Consider the following 17,024-nt stretch of genomic DNA (forward strand, 5'->3'; position numbering starts at 1 on the left):
ATTTAAAAATAGCAAATTGCTCTTCAATACCCTTTCAAAAATGCCATTTTTGAAAGGTGATTTTTTAAAGAGCTTAAAAATCAAAGGTATCAATAAAATTTTCTATTAAAACCGGGACGGGTAATTTATTTACTTCGGCCAGGGAGAGCGCTTCTTTGGGCAGCTCATCGCATTTTACTATCCAGAATTTGGTGTAGATATGTTGATGAGAGAGTTTGTGCACCACCGGCAGGTCGTTGTAGAGCACCGGCTCCTTATTTATTACTGAATATTCCGCAGGAACATCGGCCACGAGGTTTTCCAGTTGTGCTTCGGAAGCAGTTTCTACCAGCGGAAACTCGTAAAGTCCTTCCCAAATGCCTTTTCCGCGACGTTGGTTCATGAGGGTTTTGCCTTCTTCAGAAATATAGACGAGGTAGTTAAAATGCCTTTTTTTAACCTTCTGTTTTTTCAGCTTCACAGGCAGCTGGGCAATTCTATCCTGATTGAAGGCGACACATTTTACCGAAAACGGGCAGGATTCACACAGCGGCCTGCGCGGCTTGCATTGTTCTGATCCAAATTCTATCAACGCCTGATTGAAATTTGCAGGTTCGTCCTTATTAATAAGCTTTTGTGCCAGCTGCCGGAATTCTTTTATCCCCACACCGGAATTTATGGGAGTGGCTATTCCAAAAATGCGTGAGAGCACCCGGTACACATTGCCATCTACGGCTGCCTGGGCTTCTTCATAACATATAGAAGCTATTGCCGCCGCAGTATAATCGCCCACCCCTTTTAATTTAACCAGCTCTTTATAGGAAGCAGGAAAGCTTCCGCCCAGGTCAAAAGCTATGTATTTAGCGGTAGAATGCAGGTTTCTGGCCCGTGAGTAATAGCCCAGCCCCTGCCAGAGTTTTAGCACTTCCTCTTCCGAAGCATTAGCTAAAGCCTGCACGTTGGGATAGGCATTTAAAAATTTAAAATAGTAAGGTTTTCCCTGCTCAACCCGGGTTTGCTGAAGAATTATTTCACTAAGCCAGATTTGATAAGGGTCTTTGGTTCTACGCCATGGCAGATCCCTTTTATGCTCTAAATACCAGTTTATCAATTCTTTATCAAAAGACATCAATCAAATTTCTTAAGTGCAATAATAATTCTTTATTCTCTTACTATTTAATGGGTTAGGATTAAAAAGTTGCGGATTTAATTCATATATTTGCCCCTCGAAAATTTACAAACCCTATTAATAAATTATACGAAAATGACGAAAGCAGATATCGTGGCAAAAATCTCCGAGAAATTAGGAATGGAGAAAGGAGATGTTCAGGCTACTGTGGAAACCTTTATGGAGGAGGTGAAAACTTCATTAGAGGCTGGTGACAACGTTTACCTAAGAGGATTTGGAAGCTTTATCATCAAAACAAGAGCTGAAAAAACCGGAAGAAACATTTCCAAAAATACCACTATAAAGATTCCTGCACATAATATCCCGGCTTTTAAACCTGCCAAAGTATTTGTTGAAGGCGTAAAATCTAACGTTGAGGTAAAATAAATTCCCTGCCTTTAGGCAGAAACAAAATAATTAATTAATTAAAAAGTCACACTATGCCAAGTGGTAAAAAGAGAAAAAGACATAAGGTAGCTACGCACAAGCGTAAAAAAAGAGCAAGAGCTAACCGCCACAAGAAAAAGAAGTAGTTTTCATACTACTTTTTTTATTTAAAACGTTCTTTGAAATCGAAGTTCAATTTCAGGTTTTCTGGGCTTGAATTTCCTCAGGATTTTAAAAACCCTGTGAATTTTATTGTTTAATCCATCCGCCATAGGCGGATAAAAATCAATTTAGAGTGAACAAAGAGTTAATTATTAGAACCGGTTCCTCTGCTGTAGATTTTGCCTTATTAAAAGATGGAAAACTAATAGAACTCAACAAGGAAGAAGACGACAGTAATTTTGCGGTGGGAGATATTTTTCTCGCCAAAGTGCGAAAAACTGTTCCCGGCTTAAACGCCGGCTTCGTAAATGTAGGCTATACAAAAGATGCGTTTTTGCATTATCACGACCTTGGCCCGCAGGTACTTTCTTTGCTGAAGTTCATAAAACGTGTAAGCACAGGTAAATTAAAGGATTACTCCCTTAAGGATTTTCCTTTAGAAAAGGATATTGATAAGGACGGAAGCATTGCAGATGTCTTAAAATCAAATCAATCGCTACTGGTACAGGTAGTAAAAGAGCCCATATCAACCAAAGGCCCCAGAATAAGTTCTGAACTTTCCCTCCCGGGCCGTTATATCGTGTTGGTCCCTTTTTCAAACCGCGTCTCTGTTTCTCAGAAAATAGAAAGCAAAGAAGAAAAAGACCGTCTAAAACGATTGGTAAAAAGCATTAGACCAAAAGGCTTTGGCATTATTGTACGTACCGTAGCAGAAGGCAGAAAAGTAGCAGAACTGGACAACGACCTTCAGAATTTAATGAGCCGTTGGACAGGTATGTGTAAAAAGTTGTACAAAGCGCCTCATCCCTCAAAAGTACTGGGCGAATTAAACAGGGCATCTTCTATTCTTAGAGATGTTTTTAATGATTCGTTTACCTCTATTTGTGTAGACGATGAAACCTTGTACACACAAATTAAAGATTATGTGAGCGAAATTGCTCCAAAGAAAGAATCCATTGTAAAATTGTACGACTCAAACATCCCCATCTTCGAAAAATTTGGGATTGAAAGACAAATCAAAACTACTTTTGGCCGCACCGTATCTATGAACAAAGGGGCATACCTGGTCATTGAGCACACCGAAGCCATGCACGTTATTGACGTGAATAGCGGAAACCGCTCAAACAAATCAAAGAACCAGGAAGATACCGCACTTGAGGTAAACCTCATAAGCGCTACCGAAATTGCCCGCCAGCTGCGCCTTCGCGACATGGGAGGGATTATTGTAGTTGACTTTATAGACATGAACAAAGCTGAAAACAGAAAAGCTTTGTACGATCATCTTAAACAGGAGATGAGTGACGACCGCGCAAAACACAAGATTTTGCCCCCAAGTAAGTTTGGACTTGTACAAATTACAAGGCAACGGGTTAGACCCGAAATGAACATCAAAACAAGGGAAGAAAACCCCAATAAGAACGGGGAAGAAATTGAAGCCCCAATTGTTTTGGTAAACCGGATCAACCAGGATTTGCAAAAGCTTCTTAAAAAAGACTATAAAAAGATCACTCTAAGTGCACATCCTTTTATAGCAGCCTTTTTAACCAAAGGTTTTCCATCACCCCGCTCCAAGTGGTTCTTTGATCATAAAAAGTGGGTTAAAATAGTACCAAGAGATGCTTACACGTATCTTGAATACCACTTTCACGACAACGCCGGGGAAGTGATTCAATAAAATAAAGTAACGCCTTTCATTAATTTGGGAGGCGTTTTTTTTTACAGATATGAGTATCGAGAATTTGTACTTATATAAAATTCCTAATTTTGAATCCTGAATTTTGAACTTTGAATCCAATACCTTGAATAAAGAATCCGGAAAGTCATACACCCTAAAAGAAGCCACCTTAAAGCTCATGCAGTACTGCGCCTATCGCGACCGCTCTCAAAAGGAAGTGGAGGAAAAGCTACTGGAAATGCGAATGATCCCTGCCGCCCGTGAAGAGATCATCATTAAACTGATGCAGGAAGGTTTTTTAAATGAAGAACGCTTTGCCCGCAGCTTTGTAAGGGGGAAATTCCGGATAAAAAAATGGGGTCGGTACAGGATAACACAGGAACTGAAGCTACGGGAAATCTCTTCTCCCATAATTAAACTGGCAATGACCGAAATTGAGGAAGCCGACTATAAAACCACTCTCTACAGCCTCGCCGAAAATAAATTAAACCTTCTTACTGAACCTGACAGGTTTAAACGGAAGAAAAAGCTGAGCGATTACCTCATCAGGAAGGGATATGAAAGCTCCCTGGTCTACGAAGTGACAGAAGACCTTATATCGATATAAATCTAAATAGAGAGCCATATTTCCCCTTTTTAAGAGGTTTCTACACGTTTGTTCGTTCTTTTAACGGCCTGTTCGTTTTTGTAGTCTATCCACTTCTGGCCTTTCCAGGAACGCATCGCATTGTCGAAATGCCGCATAAAAATGATATTGTAAAGTGCTTTTCCAAGGTTTGGCAAATGTCGTGGCACTGCTCGCAGACTCATTGAAAAGCCTGGGCTAAGATAGGTCATTTGATGCCAATAGCCTTCGGGCATATACAAAGTCTCACCATGCCCCAGTTGGGTCACCATGCCTTTTGCCTGCTTCAGGGCAGGGAATTTCTCAAAATCGGGGTTCATGAAATCTATATCCTCCCGCGTGATTAACGCATGAGGCACCTTATAAAGGTATTTTGTTTCTGAAGGAGGAAAGAGGATACAACGCTTTCTTCCGTGGAAATGGAAATGCAGAATATTGGCCAGGTCTATATCGTAATGCATAAAAACCTTTGAGTTCTCCCCTCCAAAAAATAACATGGGGATCTGCTTTAATATACGCAACCCGATTTTTGGAAAATAAAAATCCTTTTGCAGTGCCGGCACCTCGCGCATCAAATGATAGAGAAAAATACGATAGCTGGTAGGCCCCTTTTTAATTAAGTCAATGTACTCGCTCATCTTCATATGAAGATGTGGCTCATTGAACTTATATTCTGAAGAAATAGTTTTTTTTCCGTCAAAAAGTGGCACTGTTTTTTCCCCGGCCACCTCTTTTATGTACTCGAGGTTCCATTTGTGGTAAGCCGGCCAGTCTTCAATCAATTGTTCGATAACCACCGGCTTCTGTGGTTTTACATACCTCTCTAAAAAGTCTTTTTTAGAGATCTTTTTTTCTCTTGGGATTTCAGCTAATTCAATTCCCTCTTTCATTTCCCTTTTACTTTTAACCGAAGTTCTGTACCTGAGGCTTGACTTTAAAATTTACTTCAGCCTTATTCGCATGTAAAATAAGTCTTTCTCCCCAAAATTAATCAAAAGCCATAGGCTGACCGCCTATAACATATAACTTTCTCTATTTTTAAGCAATAAACTGTTTCCTGTTTTTAAACAAAATTACAGCTTAACACCACATACGCCCTTAACAACACCTTATTTTTCCCTGTAGTATAAATTTAGAATAGAATCGAGAGGCTCATTTTGTGAAAGCTTTGTCTTTAGTTTTTCAAGAACATTAGAAGAGATTAACTGTTTTAATGGCTGCTCCACCTGTTCAAAACTTTTAAATGCATCCTGGAGCTGCCGGTCCCATTCCTCGTGGTACTTCAAAAGATCATCGGGATAAACAGTGTCGCGACCGGTACCTTCATCTACTGCTTTAAAGGGTTCAGAAATGTTCAGATATCCGTAATCATCGGTGAGTTGTTCCCCCGGCTGAATGTCGCGCACGGCAACCTCAAAGTCATAGGCCGAAGAAAGGCAGTTGGCACTAAAGCTGTGGTTAACATATTTGGCAAGATCCCAGCAAAGCACCAATTCCCCTTTGTTATTGCGGAAGGAATATTTATCTACCTGCTCCTGCACGCTGGGGTGCATTTGCCCTACTTCGCCGGCAGTAAGCAGCCTGTCCAGCGGATCCTGCACCCAGGTTATTGTTCCCTTCGGAATAAATTTTTTGGCCACGACCCCGTAGCCAATCACTTCATTTATAAATCGCAGTTCGGTATCGGGATGCATCATAAGTAGCTGATTTTCTTTCTAAAATACAAAAATTGCATTGTGGTTGAGAAAATATTTCAGCTTCAGAAAGATTTTAAATACCCTTTACTATTTGCCAGTCTACTACGGAAAATTCTATCAAAATTCCGACAGAGATATAGAGTCCAAAAGGCATTTTTGAGTCAGCAATTGTGGCCTATTCCAGGGTTAACCTGAAAAACCGCAGTTAAGTAAAATATTTTCTTGGCAGCCCCAGGTTCAGCTTAGCTTAAATTCGTGCTTGCAATTTGTGCAGTGGTAATTTCTTTTTATGTAGAGCGGCAGGGCATTTACTAAAAAGGAGAGGCAAAAAAAGATAAGGGATTTTGCACTTTTTACACTGGTAAAGATTTCAACGTGTTGGCTGTTACAGGACGGGCAGCTAATTTGCCTGCCCTCATCATCAACAGAATATTTACTGATAGCCGAGAGCACCTGAAAAGCCTTTTCTTCATCTTCTTTTCGCACCTTCAGCTTTACCCCACCAATGGCGTTGCTCACAAGAGGATCTGTGTCTATGGTGTGGTTATCTACCAAATAGGTTTTGATACCTTCAGCTTCCAGGCGGCCTTTGAGGATTTGAGCTTCCGCAGAATATTGAAAGACCGCAACGTTTGAAAAATTTGTATCCATATTTGCCATTTTTGGGCCTTTGAGAAGGCCGTTATTCCTCCTGTAAATTGATACTGTGCATTTTTAATACTAACTTAGGCATTAGAAGCTAAATTAAAAAATATAGATGGAGCTACTGGAATTTGGATTAAGGATTGGTGCTGCCCTGCTCGCAGGATTGTTTATTGGAATTGAGCGGGAAATACACAACAAGAACGCGGGTTTAAAAACCAATGCCCTGGTGTCTCTGGGTGCCTCGGTCTTTGTTCTTACTTCCCTTAGTTTTGCCGGAGACGACTATGTTGACACCACAAGGGTAATTGGCCAGGTGGTAACAGGTATTGGCTTTATTGGGGCCGGGGTCATCTTACACAAAGGCACTATAGTAAGGGGGCTTACCACGGCAGCAACTGTTTGGTGCAGTGCCGGTGCCGGATGCCTTGCCGCAATAGGGCAATTCATGGAGCTTTTTCTACTGGTTGCAGTAATTGTATTTGTAAATGTGGTTTTTAACCCGGTAGACCGTTTTATATCAAAGGTCTTTGGCCATAAAAAGGAAGAGAAGATAGATGACTAATGTTTTTCTTTGTCATGGTCCATGTTTCGGGGCAGGCTGATATTCTTTCCGGTTTTTCTGTACTTGCCATCCAGGTCATCCATAATGGTCTTTTCCCAAAGCTTGTTACCTTTTATATAAGAAGCCTTTCCTATAAGATGCGCTCCCACCGGTGCGGTTAAAAGTATAAATATGATTACCGCCAGCACACGGGTGGTGGTAGAAAGGTCATTGAAATAGATGGCTGCTGCAACTAAAATCAAACCAATGCCTAAGGTTGCTGCTTTGGTGGTCACTGCCATTCTAAGATAGGTGTCGGGCATTCGCAGGATTCCCACGCCGGCCAGCAGCACAAAAACAGTTCCCAGGGTTGCTATAATTCCTATAATAGTATCTGTTATCATTTGTCCCTATCCTTACGTTTCTGAATATAAAATGAATATGCCACCGTAGCCAAAAAGCCAATGAGGGCCAGTATCAAAGCGATGTCTAAAAAGGTGGGCTGGTGGGAGAGGATGCTGTACACCGCTATAACTCCAATCCCGATGGTTACCAGCAGATCTACCGCCACCACCCGGTCTGAAATTGAAGGTCCTTTAAAGAACCTGAAAAAGACCAGCAAAATCGCAATAGATAATGCCGGAAGGATTATATAATATAAATAATTATCTAATGTCATGAAGAGATCTCTAAAATGCGTTTTTCAAATCCGTCCTTGATATCCCTGATGAATTCTTCCCTGTTCGTGATGTACATGGAGTACACGTAAAGTACCTTTTTATCTTCGGAAACATCAAGGCTAAGCGTTCCCGGAGTGAGCGTGATCATATTTGCCAACAATGTAATTTGCGCATCAGATTCAACATCAAGCGGCACTCCCACAATGCCTGGCGTCATGTGCAGCTTTGGTGTTCCCACCTCCCAGGCCACCTGTACATTTGCCTTTACCAGTTGATAAAGAAAGTAGAAGAAAAAGCCAATAAGCTTTGGCACCAGCTTAAAATACCTGGCGCGGCCAGAGCCCCGGGTAATGATAAAAAGCACGAAATAACTGAGGATGAATCCAAATAGAATATTGGCAATAGTAAAGCTTCCGGTAAGCGCCACCCAGATAAAAGTGAGAAGTAAATTTGCTAAAAACCGGTTTTTCATCTTCTTTTATTTACTTAGTACCGTGTTGATATATTCCTGATTGTCCATAAGTTCAAATGCGATCCTTTCAGCCAGGTTTTGTATGTTCCCTGCCCCAAACCCGAGATAAAGGCTTACTACAGACAGGAAAATGATTGGGGCCAGCATTTGAGCTTTCTTAATACCCGTTAACTTATTAAAGTACGGAAAATTCCTCACTTCAGGCAACTTTTCACCTGTCTTCCAGAACACTTCTCCCCAAAGTTTTACAATTACAAACAGGGTTATAAAACTGGCAAAAATAATAGCTGCTATTACTATAAAATTATCTGTGTTCCAGCCTTCAGAAATTAAAGAAAGCTTTGGCCAGAAACCTGACAGCGGCGGAATCCCCACCAGTGAAAACAGGGGAATAGCAAACAGCAGGCTCAGCTTTGGATGATCGGCATAAAAATCTCCCAGTTTCCTGATGTTGTGGTTGGCCTTGATCTTGTAGATCACCCCACTCATCATAAACAGGTTGGTCTTCACCATGATATCGTGAATAAGATAGAAAATAGCTCCTGTTATGGCCATCTCGGTCATCATTCCAAGACCGGCTATCATGTACCCAATATGGCAAATCACCAGGTAAGAAAAGATCTTGCGGATATTATTCTGAACAATTGCGCCCACGGCACCGCTAAATAGCGTTAGAACGGCCACGGCAAGCAGAACATTCTCCAGGAATGGATCTACTTCAAAAATAAGCGTAAATACCCTGATGAGGGCGTAGACCCCCACCTTTGTCAGTAAGCCTCCAAAAATAGCAGAAACAGCCGATGGCGGGGTGTGATAAGAAGCCGGCAGCCAGAAATAAAGCGGAAACAGTGCCGATTTTATTCCGAAGCCAACCAAAAACAACAGGGCATTTACCTGCACAAGTGTCCGGTTCTCAACGGCGGCCACTTTTGAGGCAAGATCGGCCATGTTAAGGCTTCCGGTGAGACCGTATAATACTGCAATTGCAGTAAGAAAAACAATGGAAGCCAGGATATTAAGGGTAAAATATTTTACAGCACCTTCAAGCTGTGCTTTCTCACCACCAATGGTGAGCAACACAAAGGAGGTAATAATGATAATCTCAAACCACACATACAGGTTGAAGATGTCACCTGTAAGAAAAGCGCCGTTTAGCCCCAGTAACAGGAAATGGAAAATGGGGAAAAACCCGAACTTTAAACGCGCTGGTATTACAGAGCCGGCCGAAAAACTCGATACAGCCACACCTGCAATAGACGTGAGCAGCACCAGGGTTGCGGAAAAGGTATCGGCTACAAAGGTGATCCCGAAAGGTGCCTCCCAGTTTCCTGCCTGTATGGAAAGGGTTCCCCCCTGCCACACAGTAACAAATAACCATACGGCCACTCCCAGGTTTATAAGGCTCCCCAATATGCTTACCACCCTTTGCCACTGGATTCGGCTCCAAAAGAACATGAGCACTATTGCCAGGAGCATTTGTGTTATAAGAGGATAAATAACTAACTGTTCGGTCATGAGTATTCGTCTGTTGCGTTCATTTCATCGAGATCATCGGTCTTCAACACTTTATGAGCTCTTTTTACAAGCACTATAGCAAATGACTGCAGGCCAAAACTTATTACAATGGCTGTGAGGATAAGTGCCTGCGGAAGCGGATCGGAATAGGCTTCAAGAAAAACTTTTGAGTCTCCCGGTATGATTGGAGGTGAACCTTTAGCTATACGCCCAAGAAGGAAAATAAGCAGGTTTGCTCCATTTCCCAGAAGGATAATACCAATGATGAGCTTCACTAAACTGCGCCTCAGGATCATATAAATGCCCGAAGCGTAAAGAGTACCCACCATGATCGCTAAAAGTACTTCCATAGGTTATACAGATTCAGATATAGTGAATATAATGGTTAAAGTGACTCCCAGTACCACCAGGTAAACTCCTATGTCAAAAAATAGTGCCGATCCTAAATTTCCCACGATGGGCAGGTGATGAGGATACCATAAACCGGTCATTAGAGGTTTTCCTGCAAAGATGATTGGGGAAATCCCGCTCAAAAAAGACACGGTAAGACCTGCAGGCATTAAAAAGCCCGGATGAAATCTTATCAATTGCCTAGTATCTCCAAGCCCGTTGGCAAAAGCGTGCAGCACAAAGGCAATAGAGGCTATCAAACCACCTACAAAGCCCCCGCCCGGCAGGTAGTGCCCTCTAAGCAGTATAAATACCGAAAACACAAGAAGCAACGGCAACATGTAATTCGAGGCAGTACGCAGTATAATTGTCTTCATGTTTTAATCTTTTAATTCCCTGTCATCTCTTCTCAACCTGAGCTTAAGCAGGCTGAATACTCCAATGGCAGCAATGGTAAGCACCGATATTTCCATGAGCGTATCAACCCCTCTAAAATCTACCAGGATAACGTTCACCACATTCTTTCCTTTTGCCATGACATAGGCATTATCAGCATAGAAATTACTCACTTCCTTGTTCACCGGTTCGCCCAGCACTTCTAGCGCGATGAGTGTTATAAGTATACCAAAGGCTACAGATAGCACCCCGTCTATGGCTTTCATCTTATAATCTGAGATTGAAAGGTACTTTGGCAGGCTTGAAAGCACCAGCACAAAGAGGATCACAGTTAACGTATCAATAGAGAACTGCGTCATGGCAAGATCGGGCGCACTGTAAATCACAAACATAAGGCATATCGCATAGCCCACTACTCCCATGGCTACCACCGCTGTTAATCTCGACCTCGCCCCTATCACAAAAAATATCGCCAGGAACATAATTCCCATGATAATCATTTCATAATAGGTCATTCTTGAAAAGGAAGAGAAATCTATAGGAATCCCGTCATGGTCAGAAAAAAGAGAGTATCCTACCAGTACCACCAGGAACAGTATAATTGTGGAAACGTAATTCCGGAGAAAACCATTTTGGAAGATTCGTGTCCACCAGTTTGAAAAGGTCCTGAAAGCACTTCCGAAGCTGGTAATAAGACTAAGCGGCGAAATGAAATCAAAACGCGCCACGCCTCTTTCCTTGCTTTTTGAAGGTTTGATGAGGAAGTACATTGCAAATCCCACTGCCAGGGTAAGAGCACTCAGTCCCAGAACCGTATTGAAACCGTGCCAGAGTTTGAGGTGTAATTCAGAATCTATCCCAACTGCACTTACAACCGGCTGAATTAGCGGCCCGTCTATAATACCTGGAAAAAGCCCCACAACCAGCCCCAGCACTGCGAGAACAACCGGCGGGAGCCACATAAGGAAACCGGGCAGGTGTACCTTTGAGAAACTCTCGGGCAGGGTTCCTGTAAAAGGTTTTATTCCGGCTACAAATCCGGCGTAAAGCACGAGGATATTCGTAGCAATAGCCAAAACCGTCAGCACAATAGACCAGGTACCCATGTGGAGGGTAGATTCGTAAACCAGGTCTTTTCCTATAAAGCCTACAAAAGGCGGCATCCCGGCACTTGACAGTGCAGCCAGGAATCCGGCAATAGCTACGGGGAACATCACTTTTCTCAAGCCGGCAATGCGGGTAATATCTCGCATTCCGGTTTCGTGGTCTATGATCCCGGTGACAAGGAATAAAGTTGCCTTGTAAAGCGCATGCACAATGATATAAACCGCAGCTGCCGTTAAAGCGTATTCAGTTCCCAGTCCAATAAGGAAGACCAGGAGCCCCAAAACCGCAATGGTAGAGTAGGCTAAAACCCCTTTGAGATCGGTTCTGAAAAGGGTATGCACGGCAGCATAGAACATGGTAATTCCTCCCACGGTAATAAGCGTGGTGTTCCAAATATCCTCTCCTCCCAATACAGGTGTAAATCTCAACAAAAGATATATCCCCGCCTTTACCATGGTGGCCGAATGCAGGTAAGTAGACACCGGAGTGGGTGCCTTCATTGCCCCGGGCAACCAGAAATGGAAAGGAAATTGTGCCGATTTTGTGAATGCCGCGCCAAAAATGAGAAGGACAATCCAGAGATAAGATTCACTCTGAACAATGCTGTCGCTAAGCCCCACCATCTCGCTAATACTGTAAGTGCCCGCAACGCCGCCAAGCAACAGCGAACCGGCCAGTAAAAGAAAACCTCCAGACCCTGTAATGGCAAGCGCAAGTACAGCCGATTTTCGCGAAGCTTCGCTCGTATTGTTAAAACCTATAAGAAAAAAGGAGCTTATACTCGTGAGCTCCCAGAAAATGAACATGGAGAGCAGGTTATCGCTCAGCACAAGGCCCAGCATGGCACCCATAAACATTCCCAGGTAACCATAGAACCTGTCCAGGTAATCATGCCCTTTGAGATATGCAGCCGTATAGGCAAAAACCAGAAAGCCAATCCCCGTGATCAATAGTGAAAACAGGAGGGACAGCCCATCCAGGGCAAAATCGAGATTGAGCCCCAAACTTGGCACCCACTGGTAATTGGCCCTTATCACCTCCCCACTGGCCACCTGCGGAATAAAGGAAAGAAAATACAGGAACAGCACCAGCGGAACGAGTGATGAAAGTACAGCAAGTTTACCTTTGAAGTACTTTCCTGCAAAAACCAGGAAAATGGAAAAGATAAAACCTAAAAGTATAGCTGAAAGCATAGGGAACGTTCAAATAACTGGAAAGACAAATATAGCAGGAAAAACTGAGGATTTAAACCCATGGAAGCTTTTTACAACAACGTAATTTCAAAAAATTGTGAGATTTAAGCACAAAAAAATGTGGACAAATTTATCTTTTTCGATTCCCGGAAGTTCAACAGCTTCAGCAGCAGAAATTTTCCCTTCTGAAACTCAGGCACTTTGACAAAACTTAAAATCTGCTGCTCCCCGGATGCAGATAATTACTTCAGGAGCAGCAGTCTCCCCAAAATTTTCTATTTTCAGCCAAAATTTTTTCCATGCATATTCTCTTTCTTTTTCTCCTGGCCACTTCAGCATGTTTTGCCCAGAAAAATACTTACCGTATTTCCTTCGAAAATGCCGAACACCACGAAGCCAACATCCAGATTTCCTTTCCCAGTCTCGAACAGGATACTTTGACCGTGCGAATGAGCCGCACCTCTCCCGGCCGATACGCCCTGCACGAATTCGCAAAAAACGTCTACGGCCTAAAGGCGACAAATTCTAAAGGTGAAAAACTCGACATTACAAGACCCGATCCCCACTCATGGGCGATTACCGGCCACGACGGACAGGTAAATCTTGAATATATTCTCTTCGGAAACCGCGCCGATGGCACTTATACGCAAATTGACCAGACCCACGCCCACCTTAATATTCCCGCTACTTTTATGTATTCAGAATCCCTGAAGCAAAGGCCTGTGGAAGTCATTTTTGACACCCGGCATTTTCCCCACTGGAAGATCGCCACTCAGCTGAAGCAACTCGGCCAAAACACCTTTTACGCCCCCAATCTTTATTATTTCATGGACAGCCCTACTGAAATCAGCAACTTTGACAGCAGGGAGTTTGAAATAGACGGGCAGCTGATACGGTTCATCCTGCACCACCCCGGCACCGCCCAGGAATTTGATGAATACTGGGAGAAGACCAGAGAAATAGTGAGGCAGCAAAAAGCCATTTTTGGAGAGTTGCCACAATTTGACTTCGGAAAATACACATTCTTGGGTTGTTATATGCCGCAGGTTTCAGGAGACGGCATGGAGCACCGCAACAGCACCGTGCTCACCAGCGGCACGAGCCTTGCCGATGGCGGCATGAAAGGAAATATTGGCACCGTAGCCCACGAATTTTTCCACGCCTGGAATGTGGAAAGGATACGCCCTCAATCTCTTGAACCCTTTGATTTTACTGAAGCCAATATGAGCGGCCTCCTCTGGTTTGCCGAAGGCTTCACCAGCTATTACACCGGCCTTAGCCTTGCCCGTGCCGGGATCATTACTCCTCAAGCTTATGCCAAAGGCCTCAACGGCACTTTTAACTACGTGTGGAATTCTCCCGCCCGCCAGTATTTTAATCCGGTTGAGATGAGCTATCAGGCTCCATTCGTTGACGCGGCGACTTCCATAGATCCCGTAAATCGCGAGAACACCTTTATTTCCTATTATTCCTACGGAAGCATGCTTGGCCTGGCACTCGACTTACAGCTGCGTCAAAAAGGCCAAAATTTAGATGCTTTTATGGAACTGGTGTGGGAAAAATACGGCGAACCCGAAGTTCCCTATGACCTGCAGGATCTGGAAAATGCCCTTGCCGCATATGCAGGAAAGGATTTTGCTGAAAATTACTTCGGAAAGTACATCTACAGCAGCGAAATGCCAGATTATGAGCAACTGCTTGACCAAGTTGGCCTCCGGCTGAAAAAAGGTTCCGAAAATGCCTTTTTTGGAGCCTCAGTTCAAAAAGATGACGAAGGTTTTTACGTAAGCAGCAACCCAAAAAAGAACACCCCTGCTTACAAAGCCGGCCTTGATGAAGGCGACAGGATATTGACAGTAAACGGCACTACTTTAGAAGCTGAAAACTCCTGGGAAGATGAATTTGGGCAATACAAACCGGGAGAGCAGCTAAAACTGGAAATTGAACGCTTCGGAAAAAAGATGCACAAAACTGTCATTTTAGAAGCCGATCCTGCTTTTGCGATCAGTATAGACGAAGGTGCAAAGCCCGAGGCTGTAGCTGCGAGAAAAGAATGGTTGTCAGCAAAATAAATTTTTGAGCTGTTGGCCATTAGCTGTTAACCTTTGGCTTTGATTCTACAGATAAAATTAGGCTAAAGCCCTCTCCATCAAATTTCAAAAACCACGGGCTGAAGCCCGTGGCAATCCATCTTAAACTTTAATAATGAATTGCCTCCGGCTTCAGCCGGAGGATAAAAGAAGGATCTCTCTCCAGGGCTTTAGCCCAAAAATGCTTCAAAGCACCGGAGGAGCGAATATTTCTAGCTGGTTTTTATTTTTTTTACAAACAAAAAGCCCGTTGCATTCACAACAGGCTTTTTCAAATATATTTTTTTCAGCTTAATCGGCCAGGACAATTACTTTATTGTCTTTCATCTCAACCACCCCGCCTTCTACAGGAAGAACAAGGATCTTACTATCGGCTGAATCTCTTCTGAAGCTTTTGGCAAGGTCTTCAGAATTTACAGGATGAGAATGGGTAAATACTTTGATCTCCCCTTTGGAAAGCACCGAAACTATGGGAGCGTGGTTGTTCAACATCTGGAACTGCCCTTCAACTCCCGGTACGCTCACAGAATCAACTTCTGCGCTAAGCAAAACCGCTTCAGGAGTAACTATTTCTAAGTACATAATTATCTAAATTACAAATTTCAAATCCCAAATTCCAAGAGCTTGTTCTTTTGGAATTTGGAATTTGTGTATTGGGATTTCCCCGCTTATGCTTCAGCTAACATTTTCTCACCGGCTTCGATGGCTTCTTCAATGGTTCCTTTAAGGTTGAAGGCAGCTTCGGGCAGGTGGTCAAGTTCACCGTCCATGATCATGTTAAATCCTTTGATGGTGTCTTTTATGTCTACAAGCACTCCTTTAAGACCTGTAAACTGCTCGGCTACGTGGAACGGCTGAGAAAGGAAACGCTGTACCCTTCTGGCACGTGACACCGCCAGTTTATCTTCTTCAGAAAGTTCTTCCATACCAAGGATGGCGATAATATCCTGAAGTTCTTTATATCTCTGTAGTAATTCTTTTACTCTTTGTGCACAATTATAGTGATCGGCTCCAAGAATTTCAGCAGTAAGAATACGCGAAGTAGAGTCAAGAGGATCTACCGCAGGGTAAATACCAAGCTCTGCGATCTTACGGGAAAGTACCGTGGTTGCATCAAGGTGGGCAAAGGTTGTTGCCGGTGCAGGGTCTGTCAAGTCATCTGCAGGTACGTAAACCGCCTGTACAGAGGTAATAGATCCATTCTTGGTAGAAGTAATACGCTCCTGCATTGCACCCATTTCGGTTGCAAGTGTAGGCTGATATCCTACTGCCGATGGCATACGCCCAAGAAGTGCAGACACCTCTGAACCTGCCTGTGTAAAACGGAAAATATTATCTACGAAGAAAAGTACGTCTTTCCCTTGTCCTTCCCCGGCCCCATCACGGAAGTATTCAGCAATGGTAAGACCTGAAAGGGCAACACGTGCACGTGCTCCGGGAGGTTCGTTCATTTGCCCGAACACGAAAGTAGCTTTAGAATCTAAAAGTGCGTTCTTATCAACCTTCTGAAGATCCCATCCGCCTTCTTCCATGGAGTGCATGAAGTCTTCTCCATATCTGATAATCCCAGACTCAAGCATCTCTCTCAAAAGGTCATTTCCTTCACGGGTTCTTTCCCCTACTCCTGCGAATACCGAAAGACCACCGTGACCTTTTGCGATGTTGTTGATCAATTCCTGGATCAATACTGTTTTACCAACCCCTGCACCTCCAAAAAGGCCAATTTTACCTCCTTTTGCATAAGGCTCAATAAGGTCAATTACTTTGATCCCGGTGTAAAGCACCTCGGTAGAAACAGATAAGTCTTCAAATTTTGGCGCCTGACGGTGTATTGGCAGACCTTTTTCTTCTGCCTTGGGCAAATTCCCAAGACCGTCAATAGCATCACCAATCACGTTGAACAAACGACCAAAAACTTCCTTGCCAATAGGCATCTGGATAGGCGCTCCAGTTGCAAGCACCTCCACCCCACGGCTCAACCCATCGGTAGAATCCATAGAAACTGTTCTTACTGTATCTTCTCCAATGTGAGATTGAACCTCAAGAACCAATACAGATCCATCTTTCCTGGTAATTTCAAGTGAATCGTAGATCCTTGGCAATTCAGCGTTCTCTGTGTCGAACTTTACGTCAACAACAGGGCCGATAACCTGTGCAACTTTACCTGTAACTTTAGACATTCTCTATTCCTTTAATATTGAGTTTTTATAAATACCTAAAAAAGAACCAGTAACAACTTTTAATTGCTCATAAAAAGCCGTCGCCTTTTTCAGGCTGCAAAGATAGTTTTTTTGTATAAAAG

The 17,024-nt window shown here is 43.2% G+C and carries 18 protein-coding genes; 5 read left to right on the top strand and 13 right to left on the bottom strand.

Features of this window, described 5'->3' with window-relative positions:
* Positions 1–73 precede the first annotated feature (73 nt).
* A complete protein-coding gene (gene mutY / locus JRG66_RS06035; protein WP_265164936.1) occupies positions 74–1,108 on the bottom strand; it encodes an A/G-specific adenine glycosylase in 1,035 nt (344 codons plus the stop codon).
* Between the two features lie 120 nt (positions 1,109–1,228).
* Here mutY and JRG66_RS06040 point away from each other — a divergent pair, with 120 nt between their 5' ends.
* The 3 genes from JRG66_RS06040 (at position 1,229) to JRG66_RS06050 (ending at position 3,978) form a co-directional block, all read left to right on the top strand.
* Positions 1,229–1,534, top strand: coding sequence for an HU family DNA-binding protein (locus JRG66_RS06040; protein ID WP_262507439.1), 306 nt, complete (start codon positions 1,229–1,231; stop codon positions 1,532–1,534).
* Between the two features lie 295 nt (positions 1,535–1,829).
* Positions 1,830–3,371, top strand: coding sequence for an Rne/Rng family ribonuclease (locus tag JRG66_RS06045; RefSeq protein WP_265164937.1), 1,542 nt, complete (start codon positions 1,830–1,832; stop codon positions 3,369–3,371).
* A 124-nt stretch (positions 3,372–3,495) separates the two neighbouring features.
* Positions 3,496–3,978 carry a regulatory protein RecX gene (locus JRG66_RS06050; RefSeq protein ID WP_265164938.1) on the top strand — a complete coding sequence of 161 codons (483 nt, stop codon included), beginning with the start codon at positions 3,496–3,498 and terminating at the stop codon, positions 3,976–3,978.
* 29 nt (positions 3,979–4,007) lie between these two features.
* On the opposite strand, the gene JRG66_RS06055 is transcribed toward JRG66_RS06050, so the two are convergent.
* From JRG66_RS06055 to JRG66_RS06065, 3 genes are all read right to left on the bottom strand, one after another.
* Positions 4,008–4,886 (bottom strand): cupin-like domain-containing protein, encoded by an 879-nt coding sequence (locus tag JRG66_RS06055; RefSeq protein ID WP_265164939.1) that lies wholly within the window; start codon positions 4,884–4,886, stop codon positions 4,008–4,010.
* A gap of 219 nt (positions 4,887–5,105) precedes the next feature.
* On the bottom strand, positions 5,106–5,693 hold the full coding sequence (locus tag JRG66_RS06060; protein ID WP_265164940.1) for an SET domain-containing protein: 588 nt from the start codon (positions 5,691–5,693) through the stop codon (positions 5,106–5,108).
* Between the two features lie 237 nt (positions 5,694–5,930).
* Positions 5,931–6,344: a putative signal transducing protein gene (locus JRG66_RS06065; protein ID WP_265164941.1), complete on the bottom strand. Its 414-nt coding sequence runs from the start codon at positions 6,342–6,344 to the stop codon at positions 5,931–5,933.
* A 106-nt stretch (positions 6,345–6,450) separates the two neighbouring features.
* On the opposite strand from JRG66_RS06065, the gene JRG66_RS06070 reads away from it, so the two are divergent.
* The gene (locus tag JRG66_RS06070; RefSeq protein WP_265164942.1) at positions 6,451–6,900 is read left to right on the top strand and encodes an MgtC/SapB family protein; all 450 of its coding nucleotides are present in this window, start codon (positions 6,451–6,453) and stop codon (positions 6,898–6,900) included.
* On the opposite strand, the gene mnhG is transcribed toward JRG66_RS06070, so the two are convergent.
* The 7 genes from mnhG to JRG66_RS06105 are packed head-to-tail and all read right to left on the bottom strand — an operon-like array spanning position 6,897 to position 12,632.
* Complete coding sequence (mnhG, locus tag JRG66_RS06075; RefSeq protein ID WP_307726313.1) at positions 6,897–7,283, bottom strand: monovalent cation/H(+) antiporter subunit G; 387 nt, start codon at positions 7,281–7,283, stop codon at positions 6,897–6,899. The two genes, JRG66_RS06070 and mnhG, sit on opposite strands and share 4 nt — an antisense overlap.
* Positions 7,280–7,558 carry a cation:proton antiporter gene (locus JRG66_RS06080; RefSeq protein WP_265164943.1) on the bottom strand — a complete coding sequence of 93 codons (279 nt, stop codon included), beginning with the start codon at positions 7,556–7,558 and terminating at the stop codon, positions 7,280–7,282. The genes mnhG and JRG66_RS06080 overlap by 4 nt, the downstream gene beginning before the upstream one ends.
* The gene (locus JRG66_RS06085; protein WP_265164944.1) at positions 7,555–8,031 is read right to left on the bottom strand and encodes a Na+/H+ antiporter subunit E; all 477 of its coding nucleotides are present in this window, start codon (positions 8,029–8,031) and stop codon (positions 7,555–7,557) included. The genes JRG66_RS06080 and JRG66_RS06085 overlap by 4 nt, the downstream gene beginning before the upstream one ends.
* Positions 8,032–8,037: 6 nt before the next feature.
* On the bottom strand, positions 8,038–9,546 hold the full coding sequence (locus JRG66_RS06090) for a proton-conducting transporter transmembrane domain-containing protein (protein ID WP_265164945.1): 1,509 nt from the start codon (positions 9,544–9,546) through the stop codon (positions 8,038–8,040).
* Positions 9,543–9,896, bottom strand: a complete 354-nt coding sequence (locus JRG66_RS06095) for a Na+/H+ antiporter subunit C (protein ID WP_265164946.1) — start codon at positions 9,894–9,896, stop codon at positions 9,543–9,545. The genes JRG66_RS06090 and JRG66_RS06095 overlap by 4 nt, the downstream gene beginning before the upstream one ends.
* Before the next feature lie 3 nt (positions 9,897–9,899).
* Positions 9,900–10,313 (bottom strand): Na+/H+ antiporter subunit B, encoded by a 414-nt coding sequence (locus JRG66_RS06100; protein ID WP_265164947.1) that lies wholly within the window; start codon positions 10,311–10,313, stop codon positions 9,900–9,902.
* Positions 10,314–10,316: 3 nt separating this feature from the next.
* Positions 10,317–12,632, bottom strand: coding sequence for a putative monovalent cation/H+ antiporter subunit A (locus JRG66_RS06105; protein WP_265164948.1), 2,316 nt, complete (start codon positions 12,630–12,632; stop codon positions 10,317–10,319).
* A 299-nt stretch (positions 12,633–12,931) separates the two neighbouring features.
* Here JRG66_RS06105 and JRG66_RS06110 point away from each other — a divergent pair, with 299 nt between their 5' ends.
* Entirely contained in the window at positions 12,932–14,704 is a 1,773-nt protein-coding gene (locus tag JRG66_RS06110; protein WP_265164949.1) for a M61 family metallopeptidase, read from the top strand.
* A gap of 309 nt (positions 14,705–15,013) precedes the next feature.
* On the opposite strand, the gene JRG66_RS06115 is transcribed toward JRG66_RS06110, so the two are convergent.
* Together JRG66_RS06115 and atpD are read right to left on the bottom strand one after the other, a co-directional pair.
* Positions 15,014–15,304 (bottom strand): FoF1 ATP synthase subunit delta/epsilon, encoded by a 291-nt coding sequence (locus JRG66_RS06115; RefSeq protein WP_265164951.1) that lies wholly within the window; start codon positions 15,302–15,304, stop codon positions 15,014–15,016.
* An 86-nt stretch (positions 15,305–15,390) separates the two neighbouring features.
* Positions 15,391–16,902 (bottom strand): F0F1 ATP synthase subunit beta, encoded by a 1,512-nt coding sequence (gene atpD / locus JRG66_RS06120; RefSeq protein WP_265164952.1) that lies wholly within the window; start codon positions 16,900–16,902, stop codon positions 15,391–15,393.
* Positions 16,903–17,024: the final 122 nt, after the last annotated feature.

The organism is Salinimicrobium tongyeongense, from assembly GCF_026109735.1.
GTDB lineage: Bacteria > Bacteroidota > Bacteroidia > Flavobacteriales > Flavobacteriaceae > Salinimicrobium > Salinimicrobium tongyeongense.